20 protein-coding genes and 2 pseudogenes are annotated in these 20,990 nt (G+C 55.8%); 11 read left to right on the top strand and 11 right to left on the bottom strand.

What is annotated here, in order from left to right; translation table 11 throughout:
• Positions 1–38: 38 nt before the first annotated feature.
• Positions 39–263: pseudogene (locus tag C1J02_RS07415) on the bottom strand (IS5/IS1182 family transposase); the annotation flags it as partial.
• A gap of 387 nt (positions 264–650) precedes the next feature.
• Positions 651–1,580, bottom strand: a complete 930-nt coding sequence (locus C1J02_RS07405) for a LysR family transcriptional regulator (protein WP_114877999.1) — start codon at positions 1,578–1,580, stop codon at positions 651–653.
• Positions 1,581–1,691: 111 nt separating this feature from the next.
• On the opposite strand from C1J02_RS07405, the gene C1J02_RS07400 reads away from it, so the two are divergent.
• The 8 genes from C1J02_RS07400 to C1J02_RS07365 all read left to right on the top strand — a co-directional run bounded on the left by C1J02_RS07400 (position 1,692) and on the right by C1J02_RS07365 (position 9,343).
• Complete coding sequence (locus tag C1J02_RS07400; protein WP_114877998.1) at positions 1,692–2,162, top strand: TRAP transporter small permease; 471 nt, start codon at positions 1,692–1,694, stop codon at positions 2,160–2,162.
• Positions 2,159–3,469 (top strand): TRAP transporter large permease, encoded by a 1,311-nt coding sequence (locus C1J02_RS07395; RefSeq protein WP_114877997.1) that lies wholly within the window; start codon positions 2,159–2,161, stop codon positions 3,467–3,469. The genes C1J02_RS07400 and C1J02_RS07395 overlap by 4 nt, the downstream gene beginning before the upstream one ends.
• Before the next feature lie 41 nt (positions 3,470–3,510).
• Positions 3,511–4,509, top strand: coding sequence for a TRAP transporter substrate-binding protein DctP (gene dctP / locus C1J02_RS07390; protein ID WP_114877996.1), 999 nt, complete (start codon positions 3,511–3,513; stop codon positions 4,507–4,509).
• A 63-nt stretch (positions 4,510–4,572) separates the two neighbouring features.
• On the top strand, positions 4,573–5,673 hold the full coding sequence (locus C1J02_RS07385) for an FAD-binding oxidoreductase (RefSeq protein ID WP_114880444.1): 1,101 nt from the start codon (positions 4,573–4,575) through the stop codon (positions 5,671–5,673).
• On the top strand, positions 5,648–5,956 hold the full coding sequence (locus tag C1J02_RS07380; protein WP_114877995.1) for a (2Fe-2S)-binding protein: 309 nt from the start codon (positions 5,648–5,650) through the stop codon (positions 5,954–5,956). Before C1J02_RS07385 ends, C1J02_RS07380 begins: the two co-directional genes overlap by 26 nt.
• Entirely contained in the window at positions 5,946–7,337 is a 1,392-nt protein-coding gene (locus tag C1J02_RS07375) for an NAD(P)/FAD-dependent oxidoreductase (RefSeq protein WP_114877994.1), read from the top strand. Before C1J02_RS07380 ends, C1J02_RS07375 begins: the two co-directional genes overlap by 11 nt.
• A gap of 8 nt (positions 7,338–7,345) precedes the next feature.
• Complete coding sequence (locus C1J02_RS07370) at positions 7,346–7,717, top strand: RidA family protein (protein ID WP_114877993.1); 372 nt, start codon at positions 7,346–7,348, stop codon at positions 7,715–7,717.
• 243 nt (positions 7,718–7,960) lie between these two features.
• The gene (locus C1J02_RS07365; protein ID WP_114877634.1) at positions 7,961–9,343 is read left to right on the top strand and encodes a transposase; all 1,383 of its coding nucleotides are present in this window, start codon (positions 7,961–7,963) and stop codon (positions 9,341–9,343) included.
• A gap of 186 nt (positions 9,344–9,529) precedes the next feature.
• On the opposite strand, the gene C1J02_RS07360 is transcribed toward C1J02_RS07365, so the two are convergent.
• Both C1J02_RS07360 and C1J02_RS07355 read right to left on the bottom strand, forming a co-directional pair.
• Positions 9,530–10,246 (bottom strand): DUF5681 domain-containing protein, encoded by a 717-nt coding sequence (locus tag C1J02_RS07360; RefSeq protein ID WP_114877992.1) that lies wholly within the window; start codon positions 10,244–10,246, stop codon positions 9,530–9,532.
• Positions 10,243–11,544: a DNA methyltransferase gene (locus C1J02_RS07355; RefSeq protein ID WP_114877991.1), complete on the bottom strand. Its 1,302-nt coding sequence runs from the start codon at positions 11,542–11,544 to the stop codon at positions 10,243–10,245. Before C1J02_RS07355 ends, C1J02_RS07360 begins: the two co-directional genes overlap by 4 nt.
• A gap of 131 nt (positions 11,545–11,675) precedes the next feature.
• Here C1J02_RS07355 and C1J02_RS07350 point away from each other — a divergent pair, with 131 nt between their 5' ends.
• Positions 11,676–12,005: a helix-turn-helix domain-containing protein gene (locus C1J02_RS07350; protein WP_114877990.1), complete on the top strand. Its 330-nt coding sequence runs from the start codon at positions 11,676–11,678 to the stop codon at positions 12,003–12,005.
• A gap of 3 nt (positions 12,006–12,008) precedes the next feature.
• On the top strand, positions 12,009–12,869 hold the full coding sequence (locus tag C1J02_RS07345; RefSeq protein WP_114877989.1) for an ImmA/IrrE family metallo-endopeptidase: 861 nt from the start codon (positions 12,009–12,011) through the stop codon (positions 12,867–12,869).
• 440 nt (positions 12,870–13,309) lie between these two features.
• On the opposite strand, the gene C1J02_RS07340 is transcribed toward C1J02_RS07345, so the two are convergent.
• Positions 13,310–13,786 carry a hypothetical protein gene (locus C1J02_RS07340; protein ID WP_114877988.1) on the bottom strand — a complete coding sequence of 159 codons (477 nt, stop codon included), beginning with the start codon at positions 13,784–13,786 and terminating at the stop codon, positions 13,310–13,312.
• Between C1J02_RS07340 and C1J02_RS07335 the strand changes: the two are divergent.
• Positions 13,770–14,843, top strand: a pseudogene (locus C1J02_RS07335) (AMP-binding protein); the annotation flags it as partial. The gene C1J02_RS07340 and the pseudogene C1J02_RS07335 overlap by 17 nt on opposite strands.
• Before the next feature lie 108 nt (positions 14,844–14,951).
• On the opposite strand, the gene C1J02_RS07330 reads toward C1J02_RS07335, so the two are convergent.
• The 6 genes from C1J02_RS07330 to C1J02_RS07305 form a co-directional block, all read right to left on the bottom strand.
• Entirely contained in the window at positions 14,952–15,656 is a 705-nt protein-coding gene (locus C1J02_RS07330; protein ID WP_114877987.1) for a ThuA domain-containing protein, read from the bottom strand.
• Entirely contained in the window at positions 15,653–16,519 is an 867-nt protein-coding gene (locus C1J02_RS07325) for an NAD(P)-dependent oxidoreductase (RefSeq protein WP_114877986.1), read from the bottom strand. Before C1J02_RS07325 ends, C1J02_RS07330 begins: the two co-directional genes overlap by 4 nt.
• A complete protein-coding gene (locus C1J02_RS07320; RefSeq protein ID WP_114877985.1) occupies positions 16,519–18,048 on the bottom strand; it encodes a sugar ABC transporter ATP-binding protein in 1,530 nt (509 codons plus the stop codon). The genes C1J02_RS07325 and C1J02_RS07320 overlap by 1 nt, the downstream gene beginning before the upstream one ends.
• Positions 18,045–19,046: an ABC transporter permease gene (locus C1J02_RS07315; protein WP_114877984.1), complete on the bottom strand. Its 1,002-nt coding sequence runs from the start codon at positions 19,044–19,046 to the stop codon at positions 18,045–18,047. The genes C1J02_RS07320 and C1J02_RS07315 overlap by 4 nt, the downstream gene beginning before the upstream one ends.
• A gap of 13 nt (positions 19,047–19,059) precedes the next feature.
• The gene (locus C1J02_RS07310) at positions 19,060–20,034 is read right to left on the bottom strand and encodes an ABC transporter permease (RefSeq protein WP_114877983.1); all 975 of its coding nucleotides are present in this window, start codon (positions 20,032–20,034) and stop codon (positions 19,060–19,062) included.
• Between the two features lie 81 nt (positions 20,035–20,115).
• On the bottom strand, positions 20,116–20,907 hold the full coding sequence (locus C1J02_RS07305; protein WP_114877982.1) for an SDR family oxidoreductase: 792 nt from the start codon (positions 20,905–20,907) through the stop codon (positions 20,116–20,118).
• Between the last annotated feature and the right edge of the window lie 83 nt (positions 20,908–20,990).

Here is a 20,990-nt window from a genome sequence, read left to right as displayed (position 1 = left end):
GTCGAAATCCCTGGGGCAAGTTCACCCGGCAGGGTGCAACTTCCTATGCCAAAGCAATAGCCGATCAGTAGCATGCGGATCAAAAGTTCCGGATCGACAGAAGGACGGCCAGTATGGCTGTAGAAATCGGCCAGATGCGCACGGATGCTGCTCAGATCGACAAACCGATCAATCGAACGCAGCAGGTGATCTTGAGGGACATGGTCTTCCAGCGAAAACTCGTAAAACAGCGCTGCCTGTGCTTCCTGCCTCGGTCCCAACATCGCTGATACTCCCGCTTGTTAAGAGAATTGAATCAGCAGTTCAGGCCTCGATCAAGCGTGAGTTTTTCAACAAAATAAGCCGAAAGCGGCAGTTGAACTGATGCGAGCGAAGGGCCGGAAAGTCCGCAACTCGGTCATCGGGGTGGACCGAAGCCAATGGCTGCGATGAATGGAACCAGCCGTTGGCTGAGCCTATCATGAAGTCACACAGTGTGGACAAAGCAGCCGATCGTTTTTCGCACTTTGCTGACGCAGCATCGCTATGCGCTTGCAGCACTCCTGTCGCTGTGATGGAGTTCATGTCGCCAATGCAGACATTGAACATTGGCACGATGTCATCACATAAGATTGCGTTTCGAACTGCATAACTGTGCAGCTCAGTCGCGGTTACTTCAACGCGTCGCGGATCTCGACCTGCATCTGCTCTACCGCGTTGTGAAGCTCGCCTATGAACGCCTGGCCGGCCATCGATTGTGTTGCGTAGCCCGGGGTCAAAATTGAGACGCTGTTCGATATGTGTGGGCTAAAGCGCCGGATTGACAGCCTTTCATTCTCTGGGGCCTGTGTCAGATGGCTATAGGCCGTGATCATGTCGCAGACCATCACACAGACGCCCGCAGCCACAAACTGCAGTCCCGGAAGAAAGGTGCGAAGTTCGATCCGCTTGTTGAATTGGCGTCCAGCGGCGCGGAAGGCGGCTTCTGTTTGAACAGCCGTTCCGTGCTCATCAAAAAGAACGGCCATCGGGCGGCCATCCAGATCGTCGGGCGTGACGACATCTGCCTTCGCCAAAGAATCGTCTTTTGGTAAAACGCAAACGCACTCAAGATCGTAGTCTGTTTGCCGGATCGACGCGCGCGGCTGCGGCGTCTCGGCAAATCCAAGGTCGTATTGTTGCGATGCGATTAGGTCTTCAATCACGTCTGAGGATCGCATGATAAGGGACACATCAAGATCGTCCCGGTCTCTCAGGAAGCCGGTCAAAAGGCGAGGAAGAAAAGCGCTTGATGCGGCAGGGTGGCAGGCGATTTTGAGCTTGCCTGATTGCAATGAGCTGATCCGTTCCAACGTGCGTTCTGTGCGTTCAACCCGGCCAAGGATGTCCTCGCATTCCTCAAGAAAGAAATAGGCTTCGGGTGTGGGCGTCAGTTTGCCGTGCGATCTTATGAACAGGGAAAACCCCAGCTGATCTTCGAGGGTCTGAACCATGGTTGAAACGGCTGGCTGCGTGCGGCCAACCGATCGAGCTGCCTGACTGATGGAGCCGGACCGCATGACTTCCCGAAAGGTCGAGAGTTGTCGAAGGGATAGATGCATGGGTATAAATTCAATTTATGAAGTTAAAGATATTATGAAATTGATTTAATGCCAAATGTCCAGTGTGATCATTAGGTATCCCATGCGTTGAAGCCTGGGGACGGGGGACAGATGGATAAATTCGCAAAATATCTGCTGACGGCGCTGATCATATCGGTGGCTTTGGGCCAGTTCGTTCAGGTCATAACACGTTATGTTTTCCAGATCCCCGTCATGGGACTTGAGGAAACGATGGCCTATCCAACTGTCTGGCTCTACATCCTCGGATCCGTCAACGCGTCTCGCGAGAACACCCACATCCGAGCCAATGTGCTCGAGATATTCGTGAAAACAGAGCGCGGACATACCATCTTGGCCATCATCGGAGAGATCATCAGCCTGATCGTCGGCCTTTGGCTGCTATCTTGGGCGTGGGAGTATACGCAATACGCTTGGCGTGTGTGGCGTGAAAGCCCGACGCTTTATATCCCGACATTCTATTCAGACGTGGCGCTGGTCGTTGGGATGACATTGATGATGATCTACACAGCGACGCATCTGGTTCGCCATATCCGCATACTTCAATCCGGAGAACCAGCATGATTGAGATTGCGTTGCTTGCTATTGCCCTGCTGGTCATCACGCTGACCCTTGGTGTGCCACTTCCCTACTGTTTTGGATCCGCCCTGATGATCATGTATTTCATGGGCGACGTGACCATGAAGGGCATGATGCTGTGGGGTGTGCAGCAGTTAGGTAACCCCGTCTTGCTCGCTATTCCGCTGTTTGTTCTCGCGGGCACGGTGATGTCGGAAAGTGGAATTGCAGCGTCTCTGTTGCGCTTCGTGAACGCCTTTATCGGCCATGTGCGTGGCGGTCTAGGCGTCGTTGCTGCCGTATCCTGCGCGGTGATCGGTGCGATCTCTGGTTCCGGCCTGACAGGGATAGCGGCCATCGGACCTCTGCTCATCCCCGAGATGGAAAAGCGCGGCTATCCCCGTGAATACGCCACCGCGCTGATCGCGAATTCCTCGATCCTTGGCCTGCTGATCCCTCCGTCTGTCACGATGATCGTCTATGGTTGGGTGACCGACACCTCGATCCTCGCCTGTTTTCTTGCCACGCTCGGCCCCGGCCTGCTGATCATGACGTCATTCTCGGTGATCAACTTGTTTATGGCACGCAAGTTCAATCTGATCCTTGACGACAAACCGTCCTTCTCAGAGTTGTCTGGCGAAGTAGCACGTCGCGGGTTTCACGCCTTCCCCGCGCTGCTGATGCCTGTGATCATCCTTGGCGGCATCTATGGTGGCATCATGACCCCGACAGAGGCCGCCGCCGTTGCCGTGATTTATGCCGTCCCGGTCGGGTTCCTGATCTACAAGGGCTTGAAGTGGGAGAACTTCTTTTCCGCGGGCAAAGAAGCGGCTACTGCCGTGGGCGCGATCATGATGATGATCCTGTTTTCGATGATCCTCAGTCAGATGTTCGTCTATGAAAGCATCCCGCAGAAATTGGTGCAGGGCATTTTCTCAATCACCGAAAACAAGGTGCTGTTGCTGATTATGATCAACATCATGCTGTTTCTCGTCGGCATGGTCGTCAATGACGTGACTGCGATCATCCTCATTGCGCCGCTGCTCTTGCCCCTGATGAATGCGATCGGCGTCAGCCCGGTGCAGTTTGCCGCGATCATGGGTGTCAACACTGCCATGGGTGGCGTGACACCGCCCTATGCGTCCATCCTTTATCTGGGTGCGCGCATCGGCAACGTGAAGGTGACCAAGGTCATTCCACCGGCAATGAAACTCATCCTGTTTGGCTATGTCCCCGTCGTCTTCCTGACCTCGCTCTGGCCTGACCTGTCGCTCTTTCTGCCACGCTACTTTGGATACGACGTGGCCCCCTGAATTCACTAAACCAATGCATTCCAACATAGGAGGAACCTAAAATGAAACATGCATTCCTAACCACAGCGACCGCTGCCCTGATGGCCATTGGCAGCTATGCCGCTGCCCAGGATCTGAAGATGAGCCACGTGCGTCCGCAAGACGCCACGATTGACGTAGAATTGCGCGCCTTTTCTGCGGCCGTCGATGAAGCTACAGGCGGTGATGTTAAGATCAACATCTTCCCTGCGTCTGCCCTTGGCGACTATACAACCGTACAAGAGCGCATCAGCGTTGGTGCAATCGATATGGCAACACAGCCAGCAGCAGCCGCTGCTGACCGCCGGATGCAGATCAGTTCCTTTCCATATTTGGCAGGCAACTGGGATCAGGCCCGCGCCATCTACGGCCCCGGCGGCATTGTGCGTGACACCGTAGCCGGGCTTTATGCCGAGCAGGATATCACCATGCTGGCCGCATACCCTGTGTATTTTGGCGGCATTGCTTTGAACGTCGAAAACGCCAATCCTGGTTCGACTGAGCCAAACGGCATCAAGGTGCGCGTCCCAGGCATCAAAAGTTTCCAGCTGACTGGCGAAGCGCTTGGCTACATTCCTGCACCTATCCCGTTTTCCGAAGCATTCACGGCGGTTCAGACCGGTGTGGTTGACGGTGTGATCGGTTCGGGTGCTGAAGGGTACTATGCGTCGTTCCGCGACGTGACCAAGACCTACATTCCAGCCAATACCCATTTTGAGGTTTGGTACATGATCATCTCAAATGACAGCCTTGCCGAGTTGTCTGACGAACATCAAGCGGCGCTTAAGGAACAGGCCGCTGCGTTTGAAGCAACACGCTGGGAAGTCGCCGAAGCGGATCAAGGTAAGAACGAGCAGCGTCTTGTCGATGAGCTGGGTGCCACCGTGGCCGAGTTGACCGAAGAAGAACTTGCCGCCATGGCTGCAAAAGCCCGCGCTGAGATCTGGCCAGCCGTTCTCGAAGATGTAGGCGTCGAATGGGGCCAAGCGATCCTTGATCAAGTTGCTGCTGCTGGCAACTAAGCACGCATTGTCAGGGCGGTAAACGCTGCCCTGACACGTCTTCCCACCATCGGAATGGATTTCATGGAAACCGATTATGCCATCATCGGAGGCGGAATTGTTGGCCTCTCTGTCGCTTGGGGTTTGCTCCGACGCGGACTGACGGTGACAGTTCTGGACGGCGAAGATGGATCTTTCCGTGCCAGTCGAGGCAACTTTGGACTAGTTTGGGTGCAGTCCAAGGGCATGAATCAACCCCGCTATGCTCAATGGTCCCAAGACTCTGCTGCGATTTGGGCAGACTTTGCCAACGAGGTTGGCGACAACACGGGACAGCCCATTCCGCTGGAACAAAATGGCGGCCTCGATCTGCATTTCACCGAAGAAACGCTGGATGCTACTGTACAGAAGTACGAGAAACTTAAGGAACAACTGGGCGGAAACTATCCCTACGAGGTGCTCGGCCATAACGCGCTGCGCAAGTCGGAACCGCATATCGGGCCGAAAGTCGTCGGTGCCATTCTTCATCACCAAGATGGCCATGCAAATCCACTGAAGCTACTTGTTGCCCTTGCCGCAGATGTCCGTCGGTTAGGCGGGCGCGTCTTGACCGGAAAAACCGTGACCGACGTGACTAAGCCCGATGCTTTCTGCGTTACCTGCTCGGATGGCACGTGTGTCACATCAAACAAAGTGGTCCTATCTGCAGGCCTCGGGGCCGCGCAACTTGGCCCCAAAATGGGGTTCAAAGCCCCCATTCGCCCGCAACGTGGTCAGGTTCTGATCACCGAAAAACTGCCCAAACTGATCAACCGTCCATCGTTGATTGCGCGGCAAGTGGACGAGGGTGGTATCCAGATCGGCGCGACGAATGAAGAAGTCGGTCTTGATGATCGCGTGACACAGCCAGGACTGTCGGGGCTGGCGGTCGAGGCTATTGCAGCCTATCCCGCATTGGCCCGCGCACAGCTTGTGCGCAGTTGGGGTGCTTTACGCATACTGTCACCCGACGGGTTACCAATCTATCATGAAAGCGCTGAGATGCCCGGTGCCTATCTCGTCACCTGCCACAGCGGTATCACCCTTGCCGCAGCTCATGCACGTCTTCTGCCGGACTGGTTGGAAGGCACCGATGCAGCGCCAGATTTGGAGGTCTTCAGTGAAAACCGCTTCGCCGTTTCTTGAGCTCGAAAGCGGTCCTCGTGTTGACGTGACATGGGACGGCGAACTGCTGAGCCTGCCCAAAGGATCAAATCTTGCCGCCGCCTTGCTCGCTGCCGGCGTTGACGTATTCCGCCACACGCCCGTCTCAAACGCGCCGCGCGCACCATTCTGTATGATGGGAGCGTGCTTTGATTGCCTGGTTGAGATTGACGGGATGACCCGCCAAGCCTGCATGTTGGAGGTGACCGAAGGTATGGTCATCACGCGACCTCAGGAAATAGGGGCACATGCTAATGAAACGTGATCTCGCCATTATCGGCGCAGGCCCCGCTGGCATGGCCGCCGCCACGCAAGCTGCTGAGTTGGGCCTAAGCGTTACAGTGCTGGATGAACAACCTCGGGCGGGCGGACAGATATACCGCGATGTGGATCGGGCTTCGATTTCGCGTGGGCATCTTCTTGGCAAGGACTACACCGATGGCGCGCGGTTGACCGAAGGCCTGCGGCAGAGTGGTGTCGAGCACATCTCCGGTGCGGTCGTCTGGGCCATCGAAGACGGGTTTCGCATTTCCTACACCTGCGCAGGCCGCGGTGCACAAATCGAGGCGGATCGCATTCTGTTGGCAACCGGCGCACTGGAACGCCCGATGCCCATTCCCGGCTGGACCTTGCCGGGTGTAATGACAGCCGGGGCAGGTCAGATATTGCTGAAGCAGTCCGGAATAGTGGCGCAGGGCGCGGTGCTGGTGGGCTCGGGGCCTCTGCTGTATCTGATCGCGGCGCAGATGGTGCGCGCGGGCACGCCACCTGCCGCGATGATTGAGACCCAGACCCCGGGCGATATGATCCGCGCTTTGCGGCATGTGGGCGGCGCACTGCGGGGCTGGCCCTACATGGCAAAAGGCTTGAAGATGCTCGCCGAAATCAAGCGCGCCAAAGTGCCCCGTTACACGGGTGCGACCCAGATCGCCGTTGAAGGTGAAGGCAAGGCCGATGCCGTCACATTCACCCACAAAGGCGGCAAGCAGCGGATTGCCTGCGAAACGGTCTTTCTGCATCACGGGGTTGTCCCCAACACGCAGGCAGCGCGGTCACTTGGCATTGGCCACCACTGGGATCCGGTCCAGGGTGCATTTGTGCCAGAACTGGATGCCTGGGGCCAAAGCGATGTCGCAGGGGTTTTCATCGCCGGTGATGGGGCCGGGATCGGCGGCGCGAAACTGGCCGAACATGCCGGGCGATTGGCGGCCCTGAAAATAGCTCAGAACGCCGGCCGCCTGTCTACACAGGACTGCGATCGGCTGGCCACCCCCCTGCGCCGCGCAGTGACACGGGAACGGGCCGCACGCCCGTTTCTGGATGCGGCCTATCCGCCCTATGGCTCTGCGTTGCACCCCGCTGACAGCACCATTGTCTGCCGCTGTGAAGAAGTGACCGCAGGTGATATCCGCAGATACGCAAAACTCGGGTGCCTTGGCCCCAACCAGACCAAGGCGTTTGGTCGTGCAGGCATGGGTCCCTGCCAGGGCCGTTATTGCGGACTGACCGTGACGGCGCTGCTGGCCGAGGCGAACGGGCGATCACCGGATGAAACCGGCTATTACCGTATCCGCCCGCCGCTGAAACCGGTTACGCTTGGCGAACTTGCGGCAATGAACGATACAGACCTGGACGCAGCGGAATAGGAGAGCCCATGATCGAACGGATCGAAACCAGCGCGCGGATGAGCAAGATCGTCAAGCACAACGGTGTGGCCTACCTGTGCGGACAGGTCGGAGAAGGTGCCACAGTCACCGAACAAACCCGCGACTGCCTGTCGCGCGTTGACGCCCTGCTGGAAAAGGCCGGGTCATCGCGCGCGCAGATGCTGCAGGCGATTGTCTGGCTCGCCGATATGGCGGATTTCGCCGAAATGAACGCCGTCTGGGACGCGTGGGTTCCCGAAGGCTACGCCCCCGCCCGCGCCTGCGGTGAAGCAAAGCTTGCCCGTTCGGAGCTCAAGGTCGAAATCATCGTAACCGCTGCGTGCTTATCGACCTCCTCGACTAAGTTGAACAAGTTCTAAAACCTCGTATCAACACAAGCTGTGTGGTTTCACAAATTCATTCTACCTAGCCTTTCTTGAATGGCTGGTTCTTCCCACCGCTTTGCAGCGCGAATGACTATGCACCTGCGGCAATTTTGGTGCTGCGAGCGCGCGCAGCAAGAAAATCAAATTCACAGATTGGGCTGATGTCGTTGAAAAACTATTCCTTGATCCGTAGGCAAGTCGCTGATTCAATTCCTGTATTGAGCGGGAGGATTGGCGATGATGGGACCGAAGCAGGAAGCGCAAGGGTCGTTGTTCTATGAGTTCTCGCTGGAAGATCATGTTCCACAAGATCATCTATTGCGCTCGATTGACCGACATCTTGATCTCAGCAGTATTCGGGGGCATTTGGCAAATTTCTATAGTCACACAGGCCGCCCGTCGATCGATCCAGAGTTGCTGATCCGAATGTTACTGGCCGGTTATTGCTTCGGTATCCGGTCTGAACGCCGCCTTTGTGAAGAGGTGCACTTGAACTTGGCGTATCGCTGGTTTTGCCACCTCGATTTAAGCGATCGCATTCCTGATCATTCTACCTTTTCAAAGAACCGCCACGGCCGTTTCCGCGAGAGTGACTTGCTGCGTCATGTTTTCGAGACAACAGTTGCGCGCTGTATAGAAGAGGGCCTTGTTGGTGGCGAAGGCTTCGCCGTCGATGCCAGCTTGATCAGCGCTGATGTTCAGAAGCAGAATTCCAGCAACCCACAAGACTGGGCCGCTCGGGAGGTCACAGCAGCAGATGCGCCGCGCGCGGTGCGTGAATACCTCGACGTTCTTGACGACGCAGCCTTTGGTGGTGCCAGCGAGACAACACCCAAGTTCACCGCTCATGCCGATCCGGCCAGCCAATGGACTGCCGCGCGTAAAGGCCCCGCTTTCTTTGCGTATTCAGACAATTACCTCATCGACACAGATCACGGGATCATCATGGATGTGGACGTCAGCCGGTCGATCCGGCAGGCAGAGGTCGGTGCGATGCGCAAAATGATTGATCGCACAGAAGACCGCTTTGGCCTGAAGCCGGATTGGGTTGCGGCGGATACGGCTTACGGTTCGTCTGACAATCTCGTTTGGTTAACGCTCAAACGGAAAATTCTCCCGTTCATCCCTGTCTTTGACCATTCAAAGCGCAAGGATGGCACTTGGTCGCGGTCTGACTTCACTTGGGACGAAGACAATGACCGATACATTTGCCCGGAAGGAAAAGAGCTGCGTCATACCCGGCGAAATTACTCTGACCCCAAAAGGCACAAAGCCAAGGCTGGCCGCCGACAGTATCGCAGCCTGAAACTCGATTGCCAGACATGTCCATCAAAGCCCAAATGCTGCCCAAACACAGCAACGCGCTCCGTCAACCGAGAAGAATACGAGATCGTCAGGGACTTCGCCCGACTGTGCACAGCCTCCGACTTCAATCCAACGGCTCAGAGACGGCGCAAAAAGGTCGAGATGTTGTTTGCACATCTCAAACGCATCCTCGGCTTGGCTCGCGTCCGACTACGAGGACCATGTGGCGTCCAAGACGAATTTACCCTCGCTGCCACCGCCCAGAACCTCCGGAAACTGGCAAAACTCAAGCCAATGGTCCCCGCCACTGGCTAAGAACAGGACCAAACATCGGACCCTCAAAAAAATCAACGCACTAGCTCAGAAAGCAACGCCGAAAACAGCGGGTTTTTCAACGAAATCGGCTCGAACCCGGCATTCGCTGCAGTTTGTCCCAATGTTGGATGTGAAACCGGAAGCCGCCATTCAATAACGAGGTTTCGAACCGCTCTTTCGGGAAACTCACCGCCCAAACCTGGCAGTCAGTGTTTCTATGATTCCCAATATTCTTTCAGCATGTTTGATTTCATCGCGAATGATCTGCCTGACGCCATCGTCGTCTTCGGCTTCCAGATCGGCCTTATATGCCGCGAGATCCTCCTCCCAGCTTTCCCGCTTTGATAGCCACATATCAAGCTCGGCCTGTTCTTCCTCGGTCATCGGGCCTGCCACCCACGGCTCGCCGGTGTTCATGTCGATCTTGATGTGATCTGGATGGGGCACTGGATCTGGCAGGTCCGTGATGCCAAATCTCGTGCGTCGGTCCAGCTCCTGGTCCCACTCGATCTTGTAATCCATGGCCGTGCATAACCATTCGTCCGCCAGCTGCTTGTTTTGACGCTCTGTTGTGGACAGCATCTCGGCAAAGAGCCGCTGTGCGCGGTGCTGGCCTTTCGCGGCGTTGACTGACAACGATCGCATGACAGCCTGCGCCATCGGGATGGTCACGTTGTGGACCCCATCCCGCACAGTGATATCCCGATAGGCTTCGTCGAGGATGATCCCCTTCAGCCGCTCCTCACTGAGCTTGGGACGTTTGTTTTTTGCGCCCCTAGGGCGACCTCTTGGATTGCCCGATTGTCCAGGCTTGAACCGGGTGGCAACAGGGGGTTTGCCGTAGCCCACGGTTTTGTCATTTGCCGGCTTATGCACTGGCAGCTTGATCTTATTCCCACTCATTCTGCTGCCTCCAGCGCCTGTTCCGGCAACGGCCAGCCACAGACCAACTGTTCTGCCTCATCTTTGGCATACGCTTCCCAACGAGCCAGAATACGATCGCAATAGATCGGGTCAATCTCACAGAGATATCCGCGTCGACCGGTCTTTTCCGCTGCGATCAATGTCGAGCCAGACCCGCCAAAGATATCCAGCACGATGTCACCGCGAGCCGAGACATCCCGGATTGCATCGGCAATCATCTGCACCGGCTTCACTGTAGGATGCAGTGCCAGCTCTTCCATGCGGCCCGCATGGCGGCTGTTCACACCACGGTATTCCCAAACGTTGGTACGGTAACGTCCGTGCTGCCCCAGCTCGAAGTTGTTGATGTGCGAGGCTGTGCCGTTCTTGAAGGCGAAGATCAACTCGTGGCGCGAGCGGTAGAAGGTGCCCATGCCACCATTGTCCTTGGCCCAGACAATTAGGTTCTTGATTTCAGAGTAGACCCCCTTCCCCGCTGCTATAATTTCGGACATGTGACGCCAGTCCATGCAGATGAAGTGGATCGATCCATCGGCACTGTGATCCGCGAGGTTGCGGAATGCGCGTTCCAGAAAGCCAGTGAACTCGGCCTCGCTCATCTCACCCGAGGCCATCGCAAACTCACGATGCTGGACCTTACCAGAATTACCGACATGACCATCGATCGGCACGTTATACGGCGGATCGCTGAACACCATACGCGCGACCTCGCCCTCCATCAATTCACCAATGACCGCCGGATCAAGAGCATCCCCACAAATCAGTCGGTGCCGCCCAAGTTGCCAGACATCCCCCAGTCGGGCGCGTGCTAGTGCCTCGCGAGGAAGGACATCGTCATCCGGATCACCCGGCTCTTCTGGTGCCACCGCCTCCAGCACACCATCTATCTCGGGAATGGAAAAGCCGGTGATCGAGACATCAAAGTCAAGATCCGCAGACATCAACGCGCCAAGTTCCGCTGCCAGCAGATCTTCGTCCCAACCCGCATTCAGCGCCAATTTGTTATCCGCCAACACATAAGCCCGCTTCGCGTCCTCATTCATATGATCAAGCCGCAGGCACGGCACCTCCGTCATACCAAGGAGCTTTGCCCCTTCCACCCGGCCGTGTCCTGCAAGGATCATGCGCTTCTCGTCAATCAGCACCGGGTTGGTAAATCCGAAGGTTTCAATGCTGTCGGCAATCTGCCGGATTTGTTTCCTGGAATGCGTCCGGGCGTTGTTGGCCCAGGGGGTGAGGTCGCTGATTGCGATCCCTTCTATGTTCTGCGGGGCCATTTAGACCTCCTTCTTTACTACTCGCCGATGGAATCATTCCATCGGACTCTGATGTCTGATTTATCTTACTTCTGGCATTCCGTCAATCTTGGGTGTATATGTGTGTCCGACAGATCTAACGGAGGGCAATCATGCAGATCGGTGAACGCTTGTTCAGCCTGCGCCAGAAAAGCGGGCAATCTTTACAGGCCGTGGCGGATGCCGCTGGCATTTCAAAGGCACACATCTGGGAACTTGAGAAGGGTCACAGCAAAAACCCGTCATTCGATTTGGTGCGCAACCTAGCCACACATTTCGGTGTTAGCATTGACGCGCTGGTTGGCGAGGAAGAAGAACCGGGTGCGGAGGCGCTTCAGATCGAGCGTCTGCATCGTGGATTTGAAAATTTATCCGAGGGTGATCGATCGGTTGTCGAACAAATGGTCAAGGCTCTGAAAGAGCGGTCTGCAAAGTCTGGATAAGTATTGCATCTCGATCGTATTGATCTAGCCGATATTCACGCGCCGAGAGCGATTGCCCAAGCCGTGCATAAGCAACTTGGGGAAATCGAACCACCTGTTCCGGTTATCAGTATCGCCAAAGCCTTGGACATTACCGAAATATGTACACAACGGTTTTATGGGTTTGAAGGCATGTTGCTCACCGACCGGGTGCGCAGCCGCGGATCAATCTTGGCAAATACGAAGCGTGGAAACCGAAGGGCGAGGTTCACTATCGCCCATGAGCTAGGGCACTTTTTGATTGAGCGACATAAGCTTTTTGGTCCGACTGGATTCCTATGCAGTGCTCAGGATATGCGCGAAACCCGCAAAGCGCAGATGCACATGCGTCAGGAGCGCGAAGCCAACCAGTTTGCCATCAACTTGTTGGCCCCTCCGTCCCTCTTTGATGCACTGCTCTCGCAGGATCCTGAGTTGAAGGATGCTCAACAACTTCGAGACCACTTGAATGTTAGTTTAGAGGCCGTCATTCGGCACCTGGTGGAACGACGCCCAGAATGCCTTGCTGCCGTCTGGTCAAAGGATGGACATATCCGATATTGGGTTTCTGGCGATGGATTTCCTTGGATCACGTGCAAACGGGGAGAACGATTATCCTCACTTAGCGTGGCCTCCAAGATCGTGGCGAAGAGCTCTGGTGAGTTCAGCACATTCGTCGACACGAACCCGATCGCCTGGACAAATCGATCAAACATCGAGCTGTTCGAACAAACAAGACTGAGCCCATCCGGCCATGCGGTCACGCTGCTCTGGGCGGACGTGCCGGATGAAGACGATAATGATAACGGTGGCCTGTACGAACTGAGTGCGCCAAAGTTTCGATGAATGCCGCCAGCTTCCCTGTTAACTCCCACACAATCCCTGTTGTCGCCTGAAAAATCCCTGTTCTTAAAACCCAATTCCCTGTTATTAAAAGAACAGGGAATTGGCACTCAAACTGCTGAAAACACGTCGATAAACAGCGCGGAAATCATTCAAAATCACCAAATTCAGGCCAATTACTCGGAATTTCCCTGTAAATTCCCTGTAAACAGGGATTTCAAACCAGAGACGGGTTCGACGCAGACTGCAACCACCACCACTCAGTCTCCCTAAAACCACCGACAGCACACACGCTCGAAATAGTGTTTATATTTCAGCTGATTAGGGAGATTTTCAGCGCCAGAGACCTCGCAATCCGTCTCTGATTTGAGCCATCTTAGAGCTAATTCAGGGAGAGTCTCTGCGGTGTAATTACGAGTGAGGTCTTGGGCCTTTTAGCAAAATCACAATGGCGCAAATCCAAGAATCTGACGTTGTTTTACCCAATCGGTTGCTAGCTCGGGCAGGGTGCGCAATGTTTTTGCTGTGAGATGCTGCGGCTGGCGGCCATTGCGGATTGCGGATGAGATATCCGGGGCCAGCCACGCCAGCGGTAGGATGCGACGAACAGCGCCGCTGCGCAGACCCTCGCGTTCAGTAATTTGCTGAACTGACGAGGCTTTTCCCTCAAGGAGTTCCCGGGTCCATCGCTTTGCATCCGCAACCATTGCAATGAGATCCGGGTCTTGTTGCGGAGCCTCGTTCGCCGCGATCACGATGGGTTTGGCGCGGCCGTTTTGACGTTTTTGAAACTGGACGTCGAATACCGCCAATATGGGATTGTTGTCAGCATCCGGCTCCGCGATCACTGAGAGGTTTGCTGAGATGCGCAAGTGATCCTTCTGCGCATCAATACGCTCGATCACCACCGGCGAACCCAAAGGAGTCGTGTCCCACCATCGCGGCGCATACCTACTGGCACATGGCAACGCGCTGACTACCTCGATGTCCAAACACGCCATCTATCTGTGGACACTGCCGATGTTCCATTGCAACGGCTGGTACTTCCCGTGGACCATGTCTGCGATCATCGGCACACATGTTTGCCTGCGCCAGGTGCGCGCTCAACCGATCTGGAACGCGCTGGCCGATGAGAAGGTCACGCACCTGTGCGGTGCGCCAATTGTCATGTCCTTGATGATCTCTACACCCGCAGATCAGCAACGCGCGCTTGATCACACAGTACAGTTCTTTACCGCCGCCGCCCCGCCGCCCGAAAAGCTGCTGGCGGACATGAAAACGGCGGGTTTCGATGTGACCCACCTTTACGGGTTGACCGAAACCTATGGGCCCGCCGCTGTGAACGATTGGCACGATAGCTGGTCATCGCTGCCTGATAACGAACAAGCGCGCCTCAAATCACGTCAGGGCGTGCGCTACCTGCCGCTCGAGGGACTTGATGTGCGTGACCCTGAAACCATGCAGCCTGTCCCGCGTGACGGTGTAACCATGGGCGAGGTGATGTTTCGTGGAAACGTCGTGATGAAAGGCTATTTCCGCAACCCCTCTGCCACCCAAGCGGCCTTTGAAGGTGGCTGGTTTCATTCCGGTGATTTGGGCGTCACGCATCCAGATGGCTATATCCAGCTCAAGGACCGCTCGAAGGTCATCATCATTTCAGGCGGCGAAAACATTTCCTCCATCGAGGTGGAAGAAGTGCTCTACAGCTATCCCTCCATTGAAATTGCGGCCGTCGTCGCCATGCCCCATGAGAAATGGGGCGAAGCACCCTGCGCCTTCATCGAGACAAAACCGGGTCAAGAGATCGACACCGAGGCACTGCGTATCTGGTGTCGTGAACGGCTTGCCGCCTACAAAGTTCGGGCAAAGTTTGTGGTTACGACCATCGCCAGAACCTCAACTGGCAAGATCCAGAAATTTGCCATGCGCGAGCGCGCGCAAGGGATGGTTACACAAACTGAACCAGCACTCCAATAAACGTAGCCAAACCTTTCTTGTTTGTAACATCCGCTCAAAAGGTTGTAGGCGGCCTGGCGCTGCAAATATGGTCTGTTTTGTAGGTCAAATAGGTCGCTGCATTGATCCCTATGTCCCGCCCGCAGCCCAAACTGCGCCTCGGCGGATCATCTCGGTAACTTCAGGCACCTTGAGATCGTCCAGCTCATGTCCGATCGAGCAGTAAAACACACGCCCCTTGTCCCAACGCCGAGTCCACGTGACAGGGATCACCGTGCCCTCGATCCACCAGAGGTGGTCGCCAGAAAATGTTGTCGTTGCCAGAACGTTGTTCGACGGATCAGTGAGCATGTAGTATTGCTCTGACGTGATGCGGAAACTGCGGATCCCTTCGACAAGCGGGTGATCTGGCTGGCAGATCGTCACATCATAATCAATGTAGTCTTCTTTGGGCTGGAGATTGTCAGGCCACCCGGGTGGGTGTGCCACGAACTGACCGCCGATCAGGAAGTGATAGGTGGGACGATCGCGAAACGCGTCGCCCATATGCCCATGCCAGCCTGCAAGTCCACAGCCATCGCCAATGAGCTTGAGCAGGCCGTCTTCCTGCAACTTGGTCATATTGCCGAACTCTTCTTTGTGCCCAGAGCGGGCAGACGACCAGATCGGGGTGATCAAATCGACATCCGCCATGTCCTCGGGATGCTCCAGCGGTTCGAGCGTGTCATGGACGACGACCTCAAAACCGTTTTCCTCAAGCAGATCACGATACCAATTCGCAAAATCCATAGGGGCGTGGCCTTCCCAGCCCCCGACAAAAAGTACAGCTTTCATAACTTATGTTCTCTCATATAGTTCAGGATCGAGGCCATATCGCGGGCAGCGTAGCCTTCCGATTCAGCCTTTTTGAGGATTTCCAGAGTGCTCAGCCCCTGCGGCATATCGGTGCCGAGTTTTCGGGCCAGATCGGCAGTCACTTCCATGTCCTTGCGCGCAAGTGCCACGGTGAAAGTCACGTCATGTTCGGCTTCATTGAGGTATAGCGGGCGGCGGTATTTCAGCATCGGCGCGCAGGCCGCAGAGGCTTCGATCACATCGAAAGCCGTTTCTGGTGAAATCCCCGCCGCCTCGGCAAGCGTCATCGCCTCGGCCAGGGTCTGATTGATGCCATGGATCAGCGAATTGACCGCCAGTTTCATCACCGCTCCCGAGCCCGACTGACCAAGACAACGTGTTTCTTTGCCCATCGCCTGAAAAATTGGGGTCAGCGGCGCAGCCTCTTCTGGCGTGCAGCCCGCCATGATGACCAGCTGTGCATCGGCGGCGGCCTGTATTGCGCCAGAGACTGGCGCGTCGATGACACGGGTCCCCGCAGGGGCCTGTTTCGCCAGCCATGCGATGTGGTCCGGGCTCATCGTGCCCATCTCGACATAGGTCTGGGCCGATCCGGCAAAAAGCCCCTCCGAGCCGCCATGTACGTCTTTTGAAGACGGATCGTCGGCCAACATGGTCACGATCACCTCCGCCGCATTCGACAGTGCCCGAGGGCTGTTTGCTACAGCGCAGTCCAGCTCTGCGGCTAGAGATTGGGCCTTGCCAATAGAGCGGTTCCAGAGTGTCACGTCATTACCTGCACGGGACAGATTGCGTACCATATGTGCGCCCATCCGGCCCAGTCCGGCAAACCCGACCCGCATCACGCCACCTTTTCGGTTTCTAAGCCCGAAATTGCGGCAATCAGGTTTTCCTCGGTCACCTCTTCAGAAGTGAAAGTCCGCATGATCCGGCCCGAATACATTGCCACGATACGGTCAGCCACATGCAGCACCTCTGGCATTTCCGAGCTGATGACGATCACCGCATAACCCTGTGCCGCCAACTCGCGGAGCAGATTATGGATCTCAGCCTTCGATCCGACGTCGATCCCGCGTGTGGGTTCGTCCACGATCAACACGTTGGGGCGCATCGACAGCCATTTTCCGATGACGATCTTCTGCTGGTTGCCACCCGAGAGGTTGCCCACGAGCTGTTTCCAACCCGGAGTTCTGATATCAAGTTTGTCGCGGTATTGATCGAAAATCGCGATCTCGGCACCGTCGGCAACGAAGGGGCCAGACTTCAGATCATCGACCTGCGGCAGGGTCATGTTATCCCGGCAGTTCATGCCCAGAACCAACCCTTGGCCCTTTCGATCTTCTGGTACCAACGAGATGCCCCGCTCGATCGCGTCATGGGGCGAATTGATCCGCACCTCTTCGCCGTCCATCAGGATCGAGCCGGATGACGGATTTCGAAGGCCAAACAATGTTTCGGCAATTTCCGTCCGTCCGGCACCGACGAGCCCGTAGAAACCGAGAACCTCACCGCGCCGCACCTCGAAGCTGACATTCTGAAATAGAGCACCACAACTCAGTCCGCGCACTTCAAGCGCAACATCGCCCAGTTCGTGATGGACTTCATTGCGGCTAAGGTCGAGCTTGCGCCCGATCATCATCTGGGTCACGCTCTCTTCGTTCGTGTCCGCCGTGTTGACTGTGCCTTGGTATAGGCCGTCGCGCAAAACGCTGATCCGGTCGGTAATCTTGAATATCTCTTCCATCCGGTGCGAGATATAGGCAATGCCCACGCCCTGTTTTTGCAAGTCAGAGATGACCTCGAATAAAACCACCTTTTCCGCGTCCGTCAGGGAGGCTGTCGGCTCATCAAAGATAACGGCCTTGGCATCCACGGTAAGCGCGCGCGCAATTTCGACCATTTGCTGGTTGGCGATCGAAAGATCGCCCACACGTGTCTCGGCGTTGAAGCTGACCTTGAGTTTCTCGAGTATTGCGCTGGTCTTGGCCTCCAGTTCGGCCCAATCAACCAGCCCGAAACGTTTGCGCGGCAATTCTCCGAGATAGATATTCTCGGCCACACTAAGCTCATCTGCGAGGCTGAGCTCTTGGTGAATGAAGACAATACCCTTGGCTTTCGCGTCCAACGGGCCGGACATGATCACTGGGTGTTCTTCTACAATGATCTGGCCTTCGTCAGGCTGGTGAATGCCGCCAAGCACCTTCATCAGAGTGGATTTTCCGGCACCATTTTCACCCATTAGGGCATGCACTTCGCCCGGCAGGATCGAAAGAGAGACGCCATCAAGGGCGCGCACACCGGGAAAGGTCTTTACGATTCCTTCCAGCCGCAGGACAGGGGCGGGGGTCGTCGGATCAATTGTCTCGGTCATACCTTCAACTCCTCTTTGCCTTTCACGTTCAGCTGCCGATCAAGGAACAGCACGGCGATCAAAATCAAACCGATGACAAGGTTCACGGTCGACGTATCAGCACCGACATGGCTCAGCCCTTTGCGCAGCAGCTGGATCGCGATCACCCCACCAAAGGTCGAGATGATCGAGCCCGCCCCGCCGGTCAGCTTGGTGCCGCCCAGCACGACGGCGGTGATCACCCACAGCTCATAAAGCTGGCCGTCGTTGGGGTTCACCGAACCGGATTCCGAATAAAAAACCACTGCGGAGAGCGCAGCCAAGAAACCGATAATCATAAAGTTGATCATCATGTGCGGACCGACACGGATGCCGGCGTTGACGGCCGCTTCACGGTTGTTGCCAATGGCATAGGCGTTGCGGCCATGAACTGTGCGGGTCATCAGAAACCAGATCACCGCAGTCACAACCAGCAGGAACCATGTAGCAGTGTGAAACCCAAGGAACTGCGCCTCGGCGAAATCGACCAGCGTCCAGTTAAGGTGGCTTGTCGGCTGTTCGCCGTTGTACATAAAGACCAACCCGCGATAGCCCAGCATGGAACCCAGCGTCACGATAAAGGCATCCACGCCGGTCTTCCACACTATCAACCCGTTGATCGCCCCAAGGATAACGCCGGTCAGAAGCGCCAGACACCATGCCACGGGAATGACCCAGTTTCCGAGCCCTGCGAACATGGTCCATGTCATCGAATCCAGCAGCACAATGGCGCAAATCGCGTAGGTTGCGCCGACTGACAGGTCGATATTGCCGTTGACCATAACGATGGTCATACCCATGGCGATGATGCCGATCGGTGCCGACTGCTTGAGCAACAGCAGCATGTTGTCCGCGTCCATAAAGGCCTTGTCACTGACGGAGAAGAACTCGCCCGCTACCGAGAAGAAGATCAGCTCAAGGACGATAAAGCCCCAGATGGCACCGTCCTTCAGATATTTTGAGAGTGTCCCAGCTTGCATTATTTTGCCTCCCCTAAGCGATCGGCGACATGAGCTTGCCGCGCTTGGCTGCAAGATCCAGCCAGACTGCAAGGATAATGATGACCCAGGTCACGACGTACTGAACGGAGAAATCAAGCCCGACCAACAACAGTCCATTCTGAATGAACCCGAGGATCAGCACGCCTATCACTGTTTTGAAGATTGTTCCCGAACCACCGAGCAGTGATGCACCACCAAGAATGACGGCAGCGAGCACGTCCAGCTCCAGCCCTTGTCCCACGGTGTTTTGCGATCCCATGGACCGGCTGGCCTGGATAAGACCTGCCGTAGCCACGCACAGCGCGCTCATGATGTAGCACAAGAACACCACGCGTGCCCGCCGAATGCCCGAAAAAGTCGCCGCCGTACCATTGCCGCCAACAGCGTAGACCTTGCGGCCAAATGGTGTCTTGGCCAGGATGATGCCCAGAAGCGCCGCCAACGCGATGAAGATCAGGATCGGCGTTTGAATACCCATGATATTGCCCTGTCCAAAGATGGCAAACCAGGTGCCTTCTTTATCGGCGATGTCCATGTTCTTGCCGCCCGAATAGGTTAGCGTCAGTCCGTGAATGGCCGAAAGCATCCCCAAAGTCACAATCAGTGAATTGAGCTTGAGATAGCCAACAAGAAACCCAATGAAAGCCCCAAGGCATAGCGTCATCGCAAACATGGCAGGGATCGCAAGGGCCGGGCCAATTTTGTCGTGAAGATCAAGTACAACAATGGTCGAAAATGACATCATCGAGCCCACGGAGAGATCGAGATTGCCGCTGATAACGACAAAGGTCACTCCCAAAGCCATCACGCCCAGAATAGCCGAAGACCTGACCACGTTCTCGAAATTGTCGAGAGTCAGGAATTTCGGGTTGGCAATTGTGAACCCTATTATGAAAAAGGCAAAGGCGATCAGGATGCCCTGTTTCGCAAGTACCTTTCCAATGTCCTGCTTCGTAAACTCAGCCATTGTTCTCTCCCTTGGACCAGGCCCGGTGGCCCTTAGTTCATTTCTTTCCAGCCTGCCAAACTGCCTCCCCGGCACATCAGATCAAACCAGTGTCATGCCGCCGTCAATCATCACGATCTGACCTGTCATATAGTCGCTTTCCGGCGCTGCCAGAAAGGTGGTCGTTCCAATGATGTCTTGCGGCTTGGCCACGCGGCCGCGCAAGATTTCAGACGAAAACTCTTCCATTGCCTGACCGGGCCGTTCGGCTGCGCCGATGTCCATCAGGTCCTGATCGACCTGCTCCCACATCTCGGTGTCAACGACACCGGGGGCGAACCCAGTAACGGTAATGTTGTGTTTTGCCAAATCGCGCGCGCCCGATTGGGTCAGCGCCACGACTGCAAATTTGCTGGCACAATACGGTGCCACGTTGTCGAAACCCTGACGGCTGGCGATTGAGGCGGTGTTGATTATCTTGCCGCCTGCGCCCTGAGCGATCATCTGGCGGGCCGCTTCCTGCATACCGATCATGCAGCCCAGCCCGTTGACCCCCATAATGAAATTCCAGTTGTCTTCGGTGACATCCATAAAATTCATCGGCTTGTTGACGCCGGCGTTGTTGAACTTCACGTCCAGCTTTCCAAACGTCGTAACGGTATGTTCGATCATTGCCTTTACGGCTGCGCGGTCAGTTACATCGACCTGCGCATGTGTCACTTTGCTGTTGCCATATTGTTTGCGGTTCAGGCCTGCGACTTCGGTAACCCTATCGCCGTTGATGTCGGCAAAACATACGCTTGCCCCTTCTTTCAGCAGCGCCTCGGCGATGGCGCGACCGATACCTTGTGCGGCACCTGTCACAATGCACGACCGACCAGAGACTCGACCCATTGGTCTTCTCCCATACTTGAAATCTTTTTTGGAATGCGAACCGGGGCTGGCTGGGGAGCCGTAGCCCCCCCAACCAAAGTTAG

The sequence above is a fragment of the Sulfitobacter sp. SK011 genome (assembly GCF_003352065.1).
Classification (GTDB): Bacteria; Pseudomonadota; Alphaproteobacteria; order Rhodobacterales; family Rhodobacteraceae; genus Sulfitobacter.
This window is presented reverse-complemented; position numbering and strand designations above follow the sequence as displayed.

Bases quoted from the DNA above. Each gene is read 5' to 3' on its own strand.
- C1J02_RS07405 (WP_114877999.1), bottom strand. From the start codon at position 1,580: ATGCATCTATCCCTTCGACAACTCTCGACCTTTCGGGAAGTCATGCGG.
- C1J02_RS07400 (WP_114877998.1), top strand. From the start codon at position 1,692: ATGGATAAATTCGCAAAATATCTGCTGACGGCGCTGATCATATCGGTG.
- C1J02_RS07395 (WP_114877997.1), top strand. From the start codon at position 2,159: ATGATTGAGATTGCGTTGCTTGCTATTGCCCTGCTGGTCATCACGCTG.
- dctP (WP_114877996.1), top strand. From the start codon at position 3,511: ATGAAACATGCATTCCTAACCACAGCGACCGCTGCCCTGATGGCCATT.
- C1J02_RS07385 (WP_114880444.1), top strand. From the start codon at position 4,573: ATGGAAACCGATTATGCCATCATCGGAGGCGGAATTGTTGGCCTCTCT.
- C1J02_RS07375 (WP_114877994.1), top strand. From the start codon at position 5,946: ATGAAACGTGATCTCGCCATTATCGGCGCAGGCCCCGCTGGCATGGCC.
- C1J02_RS07370 (WP_114877993.1), top strand. From the start codon at position 7,346: ATGATCGAACGGATCGAAACCAGCGCGCGGATGAGCAAGATCGTCAAG.
- C1J02_RS07365 (WP_114877634.1), top strand. From the start codon at position 7,961: ATGATGGGACCGAAGCAGGAAGCGCAAGGGTCGTTGTTCTATGAGTTC.
- C1J02_RS07360 (WP_114877992.1), bottom strand. From the start codon at position 10,246: ATGAGTGGGAATAAGATCAAGCTGCCAGTGCATAAGCCGGCAAATGAC.
- C1J02_RS07355 (WP_114877991.1), bottom strand. From the start codon at position 11,544: ATGGCCCCGCAGAACATAGAAGGGATCGCAATCAGCGACCTCACCCCC.
- C1J02_RS07350 (WP_114877990.1), top strand. From the start codon at position 11,676: ATGCAGATCGGTGAACGCTTGTTCAGCCTGCGCCAGAAAAGCGGGCAA.
- C1J02_RS07330 (WP_114877987.1), bottom strand. From the start codon at position 15,656: ATGAAAGCTGTACTTTTTGTCGGGGGCTGGGAAGGCCACGCCCCTATG.
- C1J02_RS07325 (WP_114877986.1), bottom strand. From the start codon at position 16,519: ATGCGGGTCGGGTTTGCCGGACTGGGCCGGATGGGCGCACATATGGTA.
- C1J02_RS07320 (WP_114877985.1), bottom strand. From the start codon at position 18,048: ATGACCGAGACAATTGATCCGACGACCCCCGCCCCTGTCCTGCGGCTG.
- C1J02_RS07315 (WP_114877984.1), bottom strand. From the start codon at position 19,046: ATGCAAGCTGGGACACTCTCAAAATATCTGAAGGACGGTGCCATCTGG.
- C1J02_RS07310 (WP_114877983.1), bottom strand. From the start codon at position 20,034: ATGGCTGAGTTTACGAAGCAGGACATTGGAAAGGTACTTGCGAAACAG.
- C1J02_RS07305 (WP_114877982.1), bottom strand. From the start codon at position 20,907: ATGGGTCGAGTCTCTGGTCGGTCGTGCATTGTGACAGGTGCCGCACAA.